Genomic DNA, 18,048 nt, shown 5'->3' with positions numbered 1-18,048 from the left:
AAAATTCATATTATAATCTTTCTACTAAAAACTACTTAGCGCTTTCTGCAAGCTCATATCCTCTTACAAACAATAGAGTCATATAAGAAACAATAAATGAGAAGATGCTGTACATGCCAACCCAAAAGAAGAATTTTGGAGTGAAGGCGATAACACCTATTATTAAAAAACTAGCAAACGTTACAATCGGCATTACGTAATACGTTTTCGTCTTGCGTGTTCCAATAACAGAAACGATAAAGATAAGTAATGGACAAATTAATAAGACGAAAATCAATTCATTCATAGTTATGTCCCCTTTTCTAATGGAAGTAATCTGTTCCTCGTAAACGTTTTTTAAATAAATATTCTCTTAATATAACTTCGCTAACATGTAGATAATCCCTTTAGAAAGTCACTGGATTTCATAATAAAAAGCGTAAGCAAGAGAAAACTTGCTTACGCTATAGAATAAACATCGCAACGATCGTGGTGACAATTAAGCCAATCAAAACTGGTAAAAAGTTTCGGCGTGCGAGTTCAAATGGATCCACTTTACAAATGGCAGCGGCAGGAATAAGCGCCCAAGGAATTAAAGTCCCGCCTCCGGTCCATATGGCAGCAATTTGCCCGAGTGCTGTTAATGTAGCTGTTCCATGCCCAAGTGCTGTTCCGAAAAGATTGGCAATTGAACCAGCAAGTGATATACCAGAAAAGCCAGATCCATCTAATCCTGTTATGACACCAACGATAGTTAATGTTCCCGCCGATACGTATTGATTTAAAGGAACAGTTTGAGATAAGGCAATCCCTAAGTCGTTAATGATTCCATGTGAACCTTTCGGTAAATAGTCTCCGATAATTTTCACAAAACCGCTATCTCCTAAATAAAAGAGTGCAGCAATTGGAATAACTGGACCAAAGATTTTAAATCCAAATTGGAGCCCTTCTATAAAATAATCGGTTGTTTTATTTAGTCCATTACCTTTGTAGGCGATGAGGGAAATGATGATAATCATAATAACAGTCGTTCCGCCGATAAGTGCTGTTGCATCGCTTCCTTGTAGTTTAAATTGAATCATGCAAAGGATATCGATGATATATACGATAGGGATACATATAGCGAGCCATTTCTTTATGCGAGGAGATAATAAAATAGTAGTTTTAGATGGTTCCGTTGATGCAGGGGAGTCTTGCAACGATAATCCTGTATCAAATTCTTTTCGTAAGAAGAAAAAAGCGACAGAAGTTGTAACAACGCCCATCACGATAACGAGGGGAACACTGGCAGAAACGACGCTGGAAACAGGAAGACCAGCCGCGTCTGCAGTTAATTTCGGTGCACCTTGAATAACGAAGTCGCCAGATAAGGCGATGCCGTGTCCGAATAAGTTCATAGCAATGGCAACCCCAATTGGAGGAAGACCGACGCGTACAGCGACGGGGAATAAAATAGCTCCCATTAAGGCGACAGCTGGAGAAGGCCAAAAAAAGAAAGAAATTGTCATCATTAAAAGGCCGATGATCCAGTAGGCAAGTGCAGGGGTACGAATCATCTTTGTAAATGGTGAAATCATCGTATCATTTATGCCAGTATGAACGAGTAGATTGCTCATTGATACGATAATAGAGATAATTAATATAGTTGGTAATAGCTCAGTAATAGCGTAAATGAAACTTTGAAAAATACCGCTAACGGCAAGAGGGATAGAACTTGTAGCAGTTAATGCTAATAAAAAGATAAAAACGATACAAATAATCGTCGTATCTTTCCGGAGAATAAAAAAGGTAATAATAGTGAGTAAGCAAATAACATAGAGAGCGTGTAATAGCGTTAATTCAACTCCCATAACATTCACATCCTTAGGCATTCGTGTAGTTTATTGTATGAAAGCAGTGAAAGTATGTGAGTATAGAAAAAGAAAAAAAGTGAAATTTCATGTACTGTAATGGTAAGAATAAAAAATGGATGATGCAATACAATTAATCCTAAAAATGGAATTAGAGGAGGGCGTATGTGCAAAAAAATTGGTTTTTGGGGATTTATTATTTCTTGTAGTCCATTAATCATTTTAAATCTATTTACAAACAATGAATGGATAAGTATCACCCCTCTTTTTGGGTTTGTTTTTATACTGTTATACCGATGGGATGACATGAAACAACATAGTAAGAAAAGCATTGGAATTATGATAGGTATCATTGTTGTTTGCTCATTTTTCATAGGGTTTATTTTAATAGAAGGACAGAAACAGATGGAGAAAATGTCTATTTTTCAAGAATGGATGTCTTCTGCAAAAGGTCTTTATATTGTAATTGTAGTTGTTATTTTTCTTAGGTTCACGATAAGAATATGGAGTTACATATTAAAGAGAGGATAGAATGGAGGTAGTAAGAATGAGAGAAAAAATAGGATATTATGGTGTGCTCGTTTGTTTACTATTATCAGTTATTTCAGGGCAATTTTTAAAAAGTGAATGGGTACCAGTTATATTATGTATAGGAGTATTGATTTTTGCACCTATGTATCCCTGGAATAAATGGAAAGCATATAGTCGAAAAAAGAAAATGGTTTTCAGCATCGAATTTGTCATTATAATCAGCACAATTCCGTTTTTGTTATGGAAAGGAAATGAGATAATAGATGGAATTGTAATGTTTCAAGGGTGGTTGTTTATTTCGAAAATGCTATATTTAATATGCATTTTAATGTTGGTAGTGGTAGTCACTAAAATAATAAACGAAAAGCTATTCGTTAATGAATAAAAGAAAATGCCACCTTATTCGGTAGCATTTCCTCATTTTACTGCATGAGCTTTTTGCATCTTTTTAATTAAACGAATTTGTCCACGATGATTGATTTCATCTTCAAGAACGTGAAACCACTTAAAATAGTTATTTGCTGGTTTGTCATACCAAAAGTCTGTCGTTTTAAATAACCATTCATCAGGTAACGATTGAAAAGTCTCGATTGTTTTGGAACGTAATTCTTGTAATGTATTTATGTAAAATTCTATAGCGTTTCCTTTTATTTTCTCACGTCCAAGATCGCCTAATTCAATGCCAGGTAACCAGCGTTCTAATTCAGCCTCCGTTGGTTCACGGTCTTCAAAAGTATGAATCTGGTAGTAAAATTCAATAGCAGCCATATGATACAATAACATGCCAATTGAATTTGCTTCCTTATCATATAAATAATCAAGTTCTTCAATTGTTAAACTTTCCACTGCTTGCATTGTTGTATAGCGAGCGTAATTCATCATGGAAACAAGCTTTGAAAATTCTACATGTAAACCCTCCAATTTATCAATTACAAAATTCAATTAAAATTCCCCCTCTTTAAATGAATACTCCAGAGAAGGAATTCTATGTGCAAAAAAAAGTTTTGTTTAAACCTTCATAATATTAACAAGGGATTACAATTAGTTCTCTATTTGATTTTGTAATAACGTCATAACCACCTTTGGTGATGACAATATCATCTTCAATTCTACAACCGCCCCAGTTCGGTATGTAAATGCCCGGCTCAACTGTAACAACCATACCTTCTTGTAAAGTTGTCTTGCTTTCTTAGGATAGGCGAAGTGGTTCATGTATTTCTAACCCAAGACCGTGCCCGGTAGAGTGTCCAAAGTATTGACCGTATCCATGTTCTGTAATGTAATTCCTCGTTATATCATCGATACTTTTCGCAGTTTCTCCAGGCTTAATTGCTTTAGTTCCACGTTTTAACGCTTCTCGTACAACATTGTATATCTTTTTGAATTCTTCTGATGGTTCTCCGATTGCTACAGTACGAGTTATATCGGAACAATATCCATCGTAAAGTGCACCGAAATCTAATGTAACGATGTCGCCTCGCTCGATTATTTTATTTGATGCAACTCCATGAGGAAGTGAAGAACGAACGCCAGAAGCTACAATGATTTGGAATGAAGAGGATGTAGCCCCTTTTTTTCGCATGAAAAATTCTAACTCATCTCGTACATCATTTTCACTTATTCCTGGTTTTAGAAACGTAATGATGTGGTGAAATGCTTCGTCAGCAATATTAGCTGCGATTTTCATTGTTTCTATTTCCGGCATGTCTTTAATAATACGAATATTTTCGATGATTTCGCACACTTGAACCATTTCCACATGTACGCATTTTTGTAAGTTTTTATATTGTTGCAATGTCATGTTGTTCTCTTCAATTCCGAGTTTTTGAATGTTTAATTTTGATACTTGATTTGCAATTTCTTTTTCTAAATTTCCTGTATGCATAATAATTTCAGCATCTTTTATTTGTGATTTCGCTTGATCTACATAGCGAAAATCAGTTATAAAAACAGCTTTATCCGCAGAGATTAAGACGACGCCAGCACTACCTGTAAAGCCTGTTGCATATTGGCGATTTTCTTTTTTGGTAATGAGTAACCCGTCAATTTCATAGTTTTGTAGTTGATTTTGGATTTTATTAATTTTTAAAGTCATGTTAATTCCCCCTATTCACAGTATTTAATAAAGCAAATAGTGTGCCAAAATGTATATTTGAAGAAAGGATAGTAGGGAAAACATATATTTTAAGGGAGATAAGAAAATAGCCCGCCATTTGCGGGAGACGGTTTGTTTATAAAATTCAGATTGCTTCAATAAATAGCAGGGGGATGAAAAAATATTGATTGGAGTTACACTTGTACTTTATTTACATGCTTTAAAAAATTTATACAAATGTAAAATGACACTGTCAATTTTTTTGACAATATGGAATGGATATAGCAACTAAATTGAAAATAAATAAAAAATGCGTTGCTTATAAGCAACGCATTTTTTATTTACGCTTTTAATTTCATTACAATATCAGCATCTGGTGTTACATATACGGTTTGCTGATTGTCGTACGTAACAAAACCAAGTTTTGCACCACTCGGTTTTTTGACATGGCGTATTTTGGTGAAATCAACAGGTACAGAGCTAGACTCTTTCGCTTTACTGTAATACGCAGCAATTTTGGCAGCTTCTAGTAAAGTTTCTTCAGCAGGCTCTAAAGAACGAATGACAACGTGAGAGCCAGGTATGTCTTTCGTATGTAACCAAATTTCATCACGGCGGGCAAACTTCGTTGTTAAATAATCATTTTGTTTATTGTTTTTACCAACGAAAATCTCTGTACCATCACTTGCTAAATATTTATCTAATACTGGTTTAGTAGGTTTTTTCTTTGTGTTTTTCTTTTTGCGATTGCGCACATAACCTTCTTCAGCTAATTCTTCACGAATTTCTTCAATATCTTTTGAAGAAGCAGCTTCCATTTGTTGAAGTAAGCTATCAAAATAAAGAATTTCTTCATTTGTTTTTTCGATTTGTTCTTCTACAATAACAACTGAATTTTTCGCTTTTTGGTACTTTTGGAAATAGCGTTGCGCATTGTCAGATGGTGTTTTTAAAGGATCTAATGTAATTTTTACAGTTCCGCTATTTTCGTCGTAATAGTTAACGACTTCAATATCTTTATCCCCTTTTTTCAAAGCGTACATATTGGCTGTAAGTAGTTCTCCAAATAGTTGATATTTATCTGCCTTTCCGGCATCTTGCAGTGTTTTTTCGAGTTTAATGAGTTTTTTCTCGTTTTTATTTTTTTCGTTTTGCATAAAGCGTTCTAAATCATGAGCTTGTTGTTTTACACGATCACGTTCTGCTTTGCCAAAGAAGAAACGATCTAACAATTCGCTCACTGATGAGAATGTTTTTTCTTCTCCTTGCAAGTGTGTAAGAGGGAAAAGATAAAAGAATTCTTTTCCATTTGCAGTAATCATTGCTGGTGTATATGCATGAGATAGTAATGGTGTTTGTATAGAGAAAAATGCTTCTGATAATGCTTTCTCGTTTACCATACCGGCTTTCTTTACTACTTCTTTTGCAAATAATGGGGATATTCCCATGAAAGCCCCGACGAGTTGTTTATCCATATTTCCAGATAGAAAGTCTAGCGGTCTAATAAAATCATCTGCGGTTTCAATTTGCAGAGGATTGATTTTATGTTGGGCTGGTGGCGCGACGTACTCAGCACCAGCATATACAGTTCGGTGACGGTTTACGGCTAATGAAACGTGTTTTAAGCTATCTAAAATCACGTTTGTTTTCGTATCTAATAAGATAATGTTGCTATGTCTTCCCATTATTTCAATTACTAATGTTTTTAATGATTCGTCTCCGATTTCATTACGACTGCGAACTGTAATTTGGATAATCCGTTCTAAGTCGATTTGTTCAATTTTTTCAATAAATCCACCTTCTAAATGTTTACGAAGAAGCATACAAAACATCGGCGGTATTGCTGGCGAATCGTAGTTTTGATTCGTTAAGTGCATACGCGCATATGTAGGATGAGATGAAAGAATTAGTTTTTGGTTCTTTCCATTCGCTCGAATATGTAATAAAATCTCGTATTTTGAAGGTTGGTATATTTTGGAAATCCTTCCCGTGTAAAGAGAATTTTCAATTTCATGTGTAATCGCTCTTGTAAATAATCCATCGAATGCCATTAATGAACACTCCTTTCTAACTAAAAGTTAATTATAGCATTTTTTTGGACGAGGCTGAATAAGCTTTCAATAGAGTATGTCTGGAATCAGGAGGTCGATGGCAGGATGAACTGGTATGGAATGCGAGCACATGAAGTGGAAGAAAGAACGAATACGAATGTAAAGGTTGGACTTACGGAGAAAGAAGCAGAAGGGCGAATTAAGAAATTTGGTACAAATGAATTAGAAGAAGCAAAAAGGCCTTCTGCACTAATGGTATTTTTAGCGCAATTTAAAGATTTCATGGTACTCGTTTTGTTTGGAGCAACAATTGTTTCTGCGTTTTTAGGTGAATACATTGATTCTATTGCTATTGTTGCCATTGTTATTATCAATGGTATTCTCGGCTTTTTTCAAGAAAGAAAAGCTGAAAAATCATTGGAAGCTTTAAAGGAACTAGCTGCTCCACAAGTTACTGTAATGCGGAATGGAAAGTGGGTAAAAGCACCATCTAAAGCACTTGTTTTAGGTGATATTATTAAGTTTTCCAGTGGTGATCGTATTGGGGCTGATGTGCGTCTTGTTGAGGCATCAAGTTTATATATTGAAGAGTCTGCTTTGACAGGGGAGTCCGTACCTGTGCAAAAGAAGGTAGAAGCATTGCAAGGGCAAGAGGTTGCAATTGGTGATCAAAAAAATATGGCTTTTATGGGGACAATGATTACGCGAGGATCTGGAACAGGTGTCGTTGTAGCAACTGGTATGAATACAGCGATGGGTCAAATTGCAAATATGTTACAAAATGCAGAGCAAATGGAAACACCACTGCAAAGAAGGTTAGAACAGCTCGGAAAAATATTAATTATTGTAGCTCTTATTTTGACAGCGCTCGTTGTATTGGCTGGTGTGTATCAAGGGAATGAAGTATATCATATGTTTTTAGCTGGCGTATCGCTAGCTGTTGCGGCTATTCCAGAAGGGTTGCCAGCAATTGTTACAGTAGCTTTATCACTTGGTGTACAGCGTATGATAAAAAAGAGAGCAATTGTACGAAAGTTACCAGCCGTAGAAACGTTAGGTTGTGCTTCCGTTATATGTTCTGATAAAACGGGGACAATGACGCAAAACAAAATGATGGTAACACATATGTGGTCAGGCGGAGAATTGTGGAAAGTGACAGGGCAAGGATATGAACCTAATGGCTCTTTTATGAAAGGTGAAATAGAAGTGAATCCAGCTAAGACAAAAGCACTTTATCAGCTACTTACATTTGGTTCACTATGTAACAATGCAAATATTATTCAAAAGAAAAAGGCGTACGTATTAGATGGAGATCCAACAGAGGGAGCGCTTGTAGCTGCAGCAATGAAAGCTGGGATTACACGTGAGGCATTGAAAGGGAAATTTGAAATTATTCGTGAATTTCCATTTGATTCAACTCGAAAAATGATGAGTGTTATTGTACGAGATCGAGAGGGGAAGAAGTTTATTGTTACGAAGGGAGCACCGGACGTTCTTTTGCAAATGAGTCAAACGATTTTATGGGGGGATAAGCAGCAGCCGTTAAGTGAGTTATATAGAAGAGAAGTACAGGCGGCTATTCATAGCTTAGGTAGTCAAGCGCTTCGAACAATTGCAGTTGCGTTTAAACCTTTAAAAGTCACGGATTCTATTGAACATGAAAGAGACGTTGAAAAAGATTTTATGTTGGTTGGGATACAAGGTATGATTGACCCGCCAAGGCCAGAAGTGGCGCAGGCGGTAAAAGAGTGTAAAGAAGCTGGTATTCGAACGGTAATGATTACAGGTGATCATAAAGTGACAGCAATGGCGATTGCTGAACAATTAGGAGTTTTGCCACCAGATGGACGCGTTGTTGAAGGCGTAGAACTCGCGAATATGGATGTGGAGGAATTAGAAAATGTTGTAGAAGATACGTATGTATTCGCTCGTGTATCACCTGAGCATAAATTAAAAATTGTTAAGGCACTGCAAAATCAAGGACATATAGTAGCCATGACAGGCGATGGAGTGAACGATGCTCCAGCTATAAAAACAGCGGATATTGGGATAGCGATGGGAATTACAGGGACAGATGTTGCGAAAGAGGCCTCTTCACTTGTTTTACTAGACGATAATTTTGCTACAATTAAATCAGCAATTAAAGAAGGAAGAAATATATACGAGAACATACGTAAGTTTATTCGCTACTTATTGGCGTCAAACGTTGGAGAAATTTTAGTCATGTTATTTGCGATGTTACTTGCATTACCACTGCCGATGGTTCCTATTCAAATTTTATGGGTGAACTTAGTTACTGATGGTTTACCAGCGATGGCATTAGGTTTGGATAAGGCTGAAGGAGATGTGATGAAGAGAACGCCGCGCCACCCGAAAGAAGGGGTATTCGCTAGAGGGCTTGCGTGGAAAATAATAAGTCGAGGGTTTTTAATTGGGGCAGTGACGTTAGTAGCGTTTATTATTGCGTATAACCAACATCCAAATGAACTGAAATATGCACAAACTGTAGCGTTCGCGACGTTGGTACTTGCTCAGCTTATTCATGTATTTGATTGTCGTAGTGAGCATTCTGTCTTTCACCGCAATCCATTTGGGAACGTGTATTTAGTAGGGGCGGTTATCATTTCGTTACTACTCATGCTAGTGGTTATATATTATCCACCGTTACAACCGATCTTTAGCACAATGCCGATACAAGCAAGAGATTGGTTATTAATTGGAGGTTTGTCATCAATTCCGACTTTCTTACTAGTAGGTTCTTTATTAACAGGGAAAAAGGCGAAAAAGAAAAAGCCAATGTTATATAAGAAGGGATTAAACTTGAAATAGTCAATGTTATGAAAATGTGATATAATTTACAGAAGGTAGTAGAGCCTTGTCTCTATTACCTTTTTCATTGAGTTATTTTATGGCTTGGATGTGATAAAAATGATTTCTAGTATGACAGGGTTTGGAAGATCGAAAGTAGAAAGTGATACTTTTCAAATTACAGTAGAAATGAAATCGGTGAACCACCGTTTTTTAGAGATGAGTATTCGACTTCCTAAGCAAATGATGGTATTTGAGGACAAAATTCGTAAAATAATTGCACAGCAAGTTCGACGTGGACGCATTGAGGTGTCTATTAGTATAGCAGGTGAAGGACTTGTTGAAAGAAAATTAAGTGTGAATTGGTCACTTCTTGAGCAGTACCAATCGATGATGGAAGATATAAAAGGAAAGTTTCAATTACAAGATTCTATTACACTCGAGCAATTAATGGCAATGCCAGAAGTAACAGCAATTGAAGAAATAGAAAATGTAAATGAACATTTTGAGAACAGTTTATATGAGGCTGTTCGTCAAGCTGCTCATATGTTGAAAACGATGAGAGATGGCGAAGGAGAACGATTACATAAAGATATAGCGTATCGTTTACAAGAGATTAGCAATTGTGTAAATGCAATTATTCCACATGCACCAATTGTTACACAAAAATATCGTGAACGATTAGAAAATCGCTTAAAAGAATTACATAATCAAGAGTTAGATGAACAAAGATTGCTAACAGAAGTCGCAATCTTTGCAGAGCGTTGTGATATTCATGAAGAGTTAGTTCGTTTGCAAAGTCATTTAGAGCAATTTCATGAAACATTGCAGATTGAAGAACCTGTTGGAAGAAAAATGGATTTCATCGTGCAAGAGATGCATAGAGAAATTAATACGATTGGTTCTAAGGCAAATGACTTAACAATTTCAAAATATGTTGTAGAAATGAAAAATAACCTTGAAAAAATTCGTGAACAAGTACAAAATATTGAGTAGCTTTCAAAAAATATATAAAGTTATACGTGGTGGAGAAATCGGATAGACTTACTAGGAGGCGCAAACTATGGCCATGCGGTTTTTAAATATTGGATACGGAAATATTGTATCTGCTCATCGAATTATTGCTATTGTAAGTCCGGAGTCAGCTCCTATTAAACGAACAGTACAGGAAGCACGCGAACATAATGCTTTGCTTGATGCTACGTATGGGAGAAAAACAAGGGCGGTTATTGTTATGGATGATGGGCATGTTGTATTAAGTCCAATTCAACCAGAGACGATTGCACATCGTTTGAATAATAAAGAAGATTTAAGTGAGGAAGGGTAGGTTTTACATATTTATGAGAAGTAGAAGAGGATTGCTCATCGTTCTTTCAGGGCCTTCTGGGGTTGGAAAAGGAACGGTTCGTAAAGAGCTGTTTAGCCATGAGGATACACGTTTTCAGTACTCTATTTCAGTAACGACACGTAAGCCGCGTGAAGGTGAAGTAGATGGTGTGGATTATTTCTTTAAAGAAAGAGAAGAATTCGAGGAAATGATTCGTAATGAAAGATTACTTGAGTGGGCTGAGTTCGTAGGTAATTATTACGGAACACCGATTGACTATGTTGAAAAAACATTACAAGAAGGAAAAGATGTATTCTTAGAAATTGAAGTGCAAGGAGCAATTCAAGTTAAGAAAGCTTTCCCAGAAGGTGTATTTATTTTCTTAGCACCTCCAAGTTTATCTGAACTAAAGAGCCGTATTGTCGGCCGTGGTACAGAGACTGAAGATGTTATTGAAAATCGTTTAACTGTAGCGAAAGAAGAAATCGAGATGATGGACGCTTACGACTATGTAGTAGAAAACGATCAAGTTGAATTAGCTTGTGATAGAATTAAAGCAATTGTGGTTGGCGAACATTGCCGCCGCGAAAGGGTAGCAAAATATTATAAAGAAATGACGGAGGGTCTATAATTATGTTAAATCCATCAATTGACTCATTACTACAAAAAATCGATTCTAAATACACACTAGTAACAGTGGCTGCAAAGCGTGCACGTGAAATGCAACTTGCTAATAACTGTGTTGTAGAGCAACCGGTTTCTCATAAGTGTGTAGGTAAAGCATTAGAAGAAATCGATGCGGAAGTATTAAGCTACGTACCAAGTGAAGATAAAGTTGCTGAATAAGCCTTTGCCTTCGACAAAATAAAACATAGACTTTATAATTTTCTATGTAACGGTAACAACCTATTTACAAGTAGGTTGTTATTTTTTTACGAAAGGAATGAAATATTGGTACTGACGAGCTGGGAATTCTATTTCAGTATTATAAGTTTGAAAAAGAAAGAGGACGAGTCATATGCTAAAAGGGAAAAAGATACTTCTATGTGTAACAGGAGGCATTGCGGTTTTTAAAGCAGCTGCGTTAACGAGTAAATTGACACAATCTGGCGCGATTGTAAAAGTAATGATGAGTGAGTCGGCAATGAAGTTTGTTACGCCTCTTACATTCCAAGCACTTTCTCGCCATGATGTATATACGGATACATTTGATGAGAAAGACTCGGCTGTTATTGCTCATATTGATTTAGCAGATTGGGCGGATGTTGTACTTGTCGCACCTGCTACTGCCAATTGTATTGGAAAGTTAGCTGGTGGTATTGCAGATGATATGATTACAACTACTTTGTTAGCTACTGCAGCTCCGGTATGGATTGCGCCTGCTATGAATGTGCATATGTATGAAAATAAAATTGTTCAAAAAAATATGATGACATTGAAAACGCTAGGATATACGTTTATTGAGCCTGGGGAAGGCTTTTTAGCATGTGGATATGTAGCAAAGGGACGACTAGAAGAACCTGAAGCGATTATCGCACGGTTAGAGGAAGCTTTCTCAGAACACAAACCATTGCAGGGAAAAAGAATATTAATAACTGCTGGCCCAACACGTGAAAAGGTTGATCCAGTTCGTTTTATGACGAATTTTTCTTCTGGAAAAATGGGGTATGCGATTGCAGAAGTGGCGGCGAATTTAGGCGCTGATGTTATACTCGTTTCAGGACCGACAGCATTAAATCCACCGTTACATGTAACGACAGTGCAAGTGGAATCTGCACAAGATATGTTAGAAGCAGTTCTTCAACATTATCAAAACGTAGACGTTGTCATTAAAACAGCAGCAGTTGCAGATTATCGTCCGAAATATGTTCATGATAATAAAATGAAAAAGCAAAATGGTGATGCTGTCATTGAACTCGAAAGAACGGTGGATATTTTAAAAACGTTAGGTCAGAAAAAGGATAAACAGTTACTTATCGGTTTTGCTGCTGAAACGACAAATGTAGAGGAATATGCAACGAAAAAACTACGTGAGAAAAATGCAGATATGATTGTCGCGAATGATGTAAAAGCGCAAGGAGCTGGATTTGGCACGGATACGAATATTGTAACGATGTATAGAAAAGATGGAAAAGTTATTGAGTTGCCACTTTTAATGAAAAAAGAGGTAGCTCGTGAAATATTAAAGCAAATTGAAATGATGTTAGAAGATGATCGTTTATGAAATTTGCAAGTGTAATTGTTGATGTACCTGCCCGTCAGACAGATCGACCATTTGATTACATTATCCCTAAAAAATGGGAATATATTGTACAGACAGGAATGCGGGTAGTAGTTCCGTTTGGGCCAAGAAAATTGCAAGGTTTTATTATTGGGATTAAAGATTCGGTGGATGTAGAAAGTAAGAAGTTAAAGACGATCCATGAAATATTAGATGTAACACCGGTTTTAAATGATGAATTATTAAAACTTGGATATTGGCTTACAAGTGAAACGTTATGCTACATGATTTCAGCTTTTCAAGTGATGCTTCCAACTGCGATAAAAGCAACGTATAAAAAACGTCTACAACTTTGTAAACAGGAAGAAATAGCACCTGAAATACTATATTTATTTCAGGATAAAGAAGCAATTGATTTTGAAGTAATCGAGCAACAGCCACATTTATACCGGACTATTCAACAAGAAATTAAAAATGGTACGGTTGAAGTCGTTTATCAAGTGAAAGATAAAGTACAAAAGAAGAAGCAAAGAGTTGTTCAGCCGGAGTTGCCAGAAGATAAATTAGAATTAGCGGCATTTGAACTGAAAAGTAAAAAACAACAAGATGTACTCTATTATTTTGTGGAAAATTATAAAAGTGTACCGTTGAAAGTAATTACAGAAGAGTTACAAATAACAGATGCTCCAATAAAAGCACTTGTTAAAAAGGGATTCATTTCAGAAAAGTATGTGGAAGTATACCGAAATCCGTATGACGATGATGGTTTTGAACAAACGAAACCATTGCCACTTACGGAGGAACAAAAACAAGTTATTACACCGATTTTATCATCAATTACAAATGAAACTTATAATCCATTTTTACTATATGGTGTTACAGGAAGTGGAAAGACAGAAGTATATTTACAATCTATAGCAGCAGTGCTCGAGAAAGGAAAAGAAGCTATCGTTCTTGTTCCTGAAATTGCACTAACACCCCAAATGGTGAATCGTTTTAAAGGTAGGTTTGGCTCGCAAGTTGCAGTTCTTCATAGTGCGTTGTCTGTTGGAGAAAAGTATGACGAGTGGCGTAAGATTTTAAGAAAAGAAGTGAAAGTTGTAGTTGGTGCGCGTTCAGCCGTTTTTGCGCCTTTTGAGAATTTAGGGATTATTATTATTGATGAAGAGCATGAATCAAGTTACAAACAAGAAGATAATCCAAGGTATCATGCAAGAGATGTGGCTGTCTGGAGAGGGCAATACCATAAATGTCCTATCGTTCTTGGTAGTGCGACACCAACACTTGAATCGTTTGCAAGGGCGAAAAAAGGTGTTTATGAACTACTAACAATGGAAAAACGTATGAATGAACAAGCTTTACCAACGGTAGAGATTGTTGACATGCGAGAAGAACTTCGTGACGGGAATCGATCAATGTTTTCTAAGGCGCTGCATGAAAAAATAGCAGATCGATTAGAAAAGAAAGAACAGATGGTACTCTTCTTAAATAGAAGAGGTCATTCTACATTTGTTATGTGCCGTGATTGTGGGTATGTTGTACAATGTCCGCATTGTGATATTTCATTGACATATCATAAAATGAATCATCGTTTAAAATGTCATTATTGTAGTTACGAAGAAAATATGCCAACTGAGTGTCCAGCTTGTCAAAGTACATACATTCGTTTCTTTGGTACAGGTACACAAAAGGTAGAAGAAGAAATTACAAAACTATTTCCAGAGGCGCGAGTCATTCGAATGGATGTAGATACGACAAGTCGAAAAGGAATGCATGAAAAATTATTAAAGGCGTTTGGGGAAGAAAAAGCAGATATATTACTTGGAACACAAATGATTGCTAAAGGATTAGATTTTCCAAAAGTAACGCTTGTTGGGGTTTTAACTGCAGATACGATGCTTCACTTACCTGATTTTCGTGCAAGTGAAAAGACATATCAGTTATTGACGCAAGTAAGTGGACGAGCGGGTAGACATGAATTGCCAGGGGAAGTTGTGATTCAAACGTATACGCCAGAACATTACAGTATAGAGTTAGCGAAGAACCAACAATATGATGTGTTTTTTGACCAAGAAATGCAAATGAGACGAACAAGACAATATCCTCCATATTACTATGTTGTACTCGTAACCGTATCTCATCCTGAATTATTAAAAGCGGTACAAGTGACGGAAAAAATTGCCTCGTATTTACGAACGCATTGCTCGCAGCAAACAATGGTGTTAGGACCAGTTGCTTCAGCAATTCCAAGGATAAAAGATAGATATCGTTATCAATGCATGATAAAATACAAACGGGAACCAAACTTAAAGAACGTGCTCAAAATGGTAAATGAACATTATCAAGCAGAAATGCAAAAAGAGCTACAAATCTCAATTGATTTTAATCCAACAATGTTAATGTAGCGGAGGGAAATATGGCAGTTTTAGAAATAGTAAAGCATCCAAATGAAGTGTTAGAAACACCATGCGAAAGAGTAATTAACTTTGATAAAAAGTTAGTGAAATTGTTGAAAGATATGCATGAAACAATGTTAATTGCGGACGGAGTCGGTTTAGCTGCGCCTCAAGTAGGTGTAAGCTTGCAAGTAGCGGTTGTTGATGTCGATGATGATACTGGGAAAATCGAGTTAATCAATCCATCAATATTAGAAAAACGTGGTGAACAAGTAGGTCCCGAAGGATGTTTAAGCTTCCCGGGACTTTATGGTGAAGTAGAACGTGCGGATTATATTAAAGTAAGAGCACAAAATCGCCGTGGGAAAGTATTTTTATTAGAAGCGGAAGGATTTTTAGCGCGTGCAATTCAACATGAAATCGATCATTTACACGGTGTTTTATTTACATCGAAAGTGACAAGATATTATGAAGAAAACGAACTAGAATAGGTGTTAAAAGGAGCGGTTTTTAAATGATAAAAGTAGTGTTTATGGGAACACCGGACTTTTCAGTGCCGGTGCTTCGTCGTCTTATTGAAGATGGCTATGAGGTAGTAGGTGTTGTGACGCAACCTGATCGTCCAGTAGGTAGAAAAAAAGTATTAACACCTACACCTGTTAAAGTTGAAGCGGAAAAACATGGTATCCCTGTGTTACAGCCGTTAAAAATTCGTGAAAAAGATGAATATGAAAAAGTATTGGCATTAGAGCCAGATTTAATTGTAACAGCTGCATTTGGTCAGATTGTACCAAATGAAATTTTAGAAGCACCGAAGTATGGATGTATTAATGTCCACGCTTCTTTACTTCCTGAACTTCGTGGTGGTGCACCAATTCATTATGCAATTATGGAAGGTAAAGAAAAAACAGGTATTACAATTATGTATATGGTAGAAAAATTGGATGCTGGTGATATCTTAACGCAAGTGGAAGTGGAAATTGAAGAGCGTGAAACGACAGGCTCATTATTTGATAAATTAAGTGAAGCAGGAGCACATCTTCTATCTAAAACAGTACCTTTATTAATTCAAGGTAAGTTAGAACCGATTAAACAAAACGAAGAAGAAGTAACGTTTGCGTACAATATAAAACGTGAGCAAGAGAAAATTGATTGGACAAAAACAGGTGAAGAAGTATACAATCACATTCGCGGATTGAATCCATGGCCAGTTGCTTATACAACTTTAGCAGGACAAGTTGTTAAAGTATGGTGGGGAGAAAAAGTGCCTGTAACTGAACCGGCTGAAGCAGGTACGATTGTTGCGATCGAAGAAGATGGTTTTGTAGTAGCAACTAGTAATGAAACAGGTGTTAAAATTACTGAATTGCAACCTTCTGGTAAAAAGCGTATGAGTTGTTCACAATTTTTACGTGGAACAAAACCTGAAATTGGAACGAAGTTAGGAGAAAATGCATGAGACAAAATGTTCGTGAATTAGCTCTTGATGGTTTAATTCAAGTGGAAAAAAGTGGTGCATATAGCAACTTACTTTTAAATAATTTAATTGAAAAAAGTGCAATTGATAGAAAAGATATTGGTTTATTAACTGAAATTGTATATGGAACGATTCAACGTCGTGACACATTAGATTATTATTTACAGCCTTTTTTAAAAAAGAAGGTTGAGGCGTGGGTAAGAGTATTGCTTCGCTTATCTTTATATCAAATGATTTATTTAGACCGAGTGCCAGAAAGAGCGGCTATTCATGAAGCGGTTGAGATTGCAAAGCGTCGCGGGCATAAAGGAATTGCTGGTATGGTGAACGGTGTATTACGTTCGATTCAGAGAGAAGGTGTACCTTCTGTAGATGAAATCAAGGATCCAGTAGAACGGCTTGCAATTGCGATGAGTCATCCAGTTTGGCTTGTACAAGAGTGGACTTCTGCATATGGCTTAGAAACTGCAAAGAAAATGTGCGAAGTAAATATGTTACCTCCTGTACCTACAGCGCGTGTGAATGTTGATAAGGTAACGGTAGAAGAAGCGATTGAGTTGTTGGCAAGTGAAGGTATAGAAGCAAAACGTGGTGACTTGTCAGATGATGCAATTCAGATTGAAAGAGGAAATGTAGCGCATACAGAAGCGTTTAAAAAAGGATTTCTTTCTATTCAAGATGAAAGTTCTATGCTTGTAGCACGCGCTTTAGAACCAAATGAGGGAGAGACAGTTCTTGATAGTTGTGCGGCTCCTGGTGGTAAAACTACGCATATAGCTGAGCGTTTAAAGGGAACTGGTAAAGTAATGTCTCTTGATTTACATGCACACAAAGTACGTTTAATTAAACAGCAAGCAGAGCGACTTGGGTTAGAAAATGTCGAAACAAAAGCGCTAGATGCTAGAAAAGTGCAAGAGCACTTTTCAAATGAAACGTTTGATAAAATATTGGTAGATGCACCGTGTTCTGGATTTGGTGTAATTAGACGTAAGCCTGATATTAAGTTAGGAAAAGATAAAGGCGATAGTGAAAGATTATCGACGATTCAACTTGCGATACTAGAAAAAATAGCACCGTTATTAAAACAAGGCGGTCGTCTTGTTTATAGTACGTGCACAATTGAGAAAATAGAAAATGAACAAGTAATAGATAAATTTTTAAAAGAACATCCTGAATTTGAATGGGATACTACGATAAAAGAACGTATGCCAGAAAAATTAAGTCCGTATATTAATGAAGGTCAAGTACAAATTTTACCGCATTATTTTGCAACGGATGGCTTTTACATTGCTTGTTTAAGGAAGAAGGTGTAG

The 18,048-nt window shown here is 36.5% G+C and carries 16 protein-coding genes and 1 pseudogene; 12 read left to right on the top strand and 5 right to left on the bottom strand.

Annotated features, from left to right (window positions below; all coding sequences use genetic code 11):
* Positions 1-31: 31 nt before the first annotated feature.
* Complete coding sequence (locus DN403_RS03350) at positions 32-286, bottom strand: YbeF family protein (RefSeq protein WP_001003933.1); 255 nt, start codon at positions 284-286, stop codon at positions 32-34.
* A gap of 157 nt (positions 287-443) precedes the next feature.
* Entirely contained in the window at positions 444-1,829 is a 1,386-nt protein-coding gene (locus DN403_RS03345) for a membrane protein (RefSeq protein WP_000537902.1), read from the bottom strand.
* 132 nt (positions 1,830-1,961) lie between these two features.
* On the opposite strand from DN403_RS03345, the gene DN403_RS03340 reads away from it, so the two are divergent.
* Positions 1,962-2,360 carry a YoqO family protein gene (locus DN403_RS03340; protein WP_414638676.1) on the top strand — a complete coding sequence of 133 codons (399 nt, stop codon included), beginning with the start codon at positions 1,962-1,964 and terminating at the stop codon, positions 2,358-2,360.
* Positions 2,361-2,376: 16 nt separating this feature from the next.
* Positions 2,377-2,745 carry a YoqO family protein gene (locus DN403_RS03335; RefSeq protein ID WP_001208263.1) on the top strand — a complete coding sequence of 123 codons (369 nt, stop codon included), beginning with the start codon at positions 2,377-2,379 and terminating at the stop codon, positions 2,743-2,745.
* A gap of 32 nt (positions 2,746-2,777) precedes the next feature.
* Here DN403_RS03335 and DN403_RS03330 read toward each other — a convergent pair whose 3' ends face one another.
* The 3 genes and pseudogenes from DN403_RS03330 to DN403_RS03320 all read right to left on the bottom strand — a co-directional run bounded on the left by DN403_RS03330 (position 2,778) and on the right by DN403_RS03320 (position 6,506).
* Entirely contained in the window at positions 2,778-3,302 is a 525-nt protein-coding gene (locus DN403_RS03330; protein WP_001012055.1) for a DinB family protein, read from the bottom strand.
* A gap of 82 nt (positions 3,303-3,384) precedes the next feature.
* A pseudogene (locus DN403_RS03325) lies at positions 3,385-4,455 on the bottom strand (M24 family metallopeptidase).
* Positions 4,456-4,796: 341 nt separating this feature from the next.
* Positions 4,797-6,506, bottom strand: coding sequence for an Rqc2 family fibronectin-binding protein (locus tag DN403_RS03320; RefSeq protein ID WP_000863281.1), 1,710 nt, complete (start codon positions 6,504-6,506; stop codon positions 4,797-4,799).
* Between the two features lie 105 nt (positions 6,507-6,611).
* Here DN403_RS03320 and DN403_RS03315 point away from each other — a divergent pair, with 105 nt between their 5' ends.
* The 10 genes from DN403_RS03315 (at position 6,612) to rsmB (ending at position 18,048) form a co-directional block, all read left to right on the top strand.
* On the top strand, positions 6,612-9,335 hold the full coding sequence (locus DN403_RS03315; RefSeq protein WP_001104763.1) for a calcium-translocating P-type ATPase, SERCA-type: 2,724 nt from the start codon (positions 6,612-6,614) through the stop codon (positions 9,333-9,335).
* Positions 9,336-9,434: 99 nt separating this feature from the next.
* A complete protein-coding gene (locus DN403_RS03310) occupies positions 9,435-10,310 on the top strand; it encodes a YicC/YloC family endoribonuclease (RefSeq protein ID WP_000625867.1) in 876 nt (291 codons plus the stop codon).
* 67 nt (positions 10,311-10,377) lie between these two features.
* The gene (remA, locus tag DN403_RS03305) at positions 10,378-10,641 is read left to right on the top strand and encodes an extracellular matrix/biofilm regulator RemA (RefSeq protein ID WP_001251456.1); all 264 of its coding nucleotides are present in this window, start codon (positions 10,378-10,380) and stop codon (positions 10,639-10,641) included.
* A gap of 13 nt (positions 10,642-10,654) precedes the next feature.
* Positions 10,655-11,272 (top strand): guanylate kinase, encoded by a 618-nt coding sequence (gmk, locus tag DN403_RS03300; RefSeq protein WP_001257742.1) that lies wholly within the window; start codon positions 10,655-10,657, stop codon positions 11,270-11,272.
* Positions 11,273-11,274: 2 nt separating this feature from the next.
* Positions 11,275-11,487 (top strand): DNA-directed RNA polymerase subunit omega, encoded by a 213-nt coding sequence (gene rpoZ, locus DN403_RS03295; protein WP_000933962.1) that lies wholly within the window; start codon positions 11,275-11,277, stop codon positions 11,485-11,487.
* A 172-nt stretch (positions 11,488-11,659) separates the two neighbouring features.
* Entirely contained in the window at positions 11,660-12,865 is a 1,206-nt protein-coding gene (gene coaBC, locus DN403_RS03290; RefSeq protein ID WP_000911744.1) for a bifunctional phosphopantothenoylcysteine decarboxylase/phosphopantothenate--cysteine ligase CoaBC, read from the top strand.
* A complete protein-coding gene (gene priA, locus DN403_RS03285) occupies positions 12,862-15,267 on the top strand; it encodes a primosomal protein N' (RefSeq protein WP_149185302.1) in 2,406 nt (801 codons plus the stop codon). Before coaBC ends, priA begins: the two co-directional genes overlap by 4 nt.
* 11 nt (positions 15,268-15,278) lie before the next feature.
* A complete protein-coding gene (gene def / locus DN403_RS03280) occupies positions 15,279-15,749 on the top strand; it encodes a peptide deformylase (RefSeq protein WP_000279470.1) in 471 nt (156 codons plus the stop codon).
* Between the two features lie 23 nt (positions 15,750-15,772).
* Complete coding sequence (gene fmt / locus DN403_RS03275) at positions 15,773-16,717, top strand: methionyl-tRNA formyltransferase (protein ID WP_000598805.1); 945 nt, start codon at positions 15,773-15,775, stop codon at positions 16,715-16,717.
* Complete coding sequence (gene rsmB / locus DN403_RS03270; RefSeq protein WP_149185301.1) at positions 16,714-18,048, top strand: 16S rRNA (cytosine(967)-C(5))-methyltransferase RsmB; 1,335 nt, start codon at positions 16,714-16,716, stop codon at positions 18,046-18,048. Before fmt ends, rsmB begins: the two co-directional genes overlap by 4 nt.

The organism is Bacillus sp. AY2-1 (assembly GCF_008368965.1).
GTDB classification, from domain to species: domain Bacteria; phylum Bacillota; class Bacilli; order Bacillales; family Bacillaceae_G; genus Bacillus_A; species Bacillus_A thuringiensis_S.
Note: the sequence above shows the minus strand (reverse complement) of the source record. Positions and strands in the feature narration are given on the sequence as shown.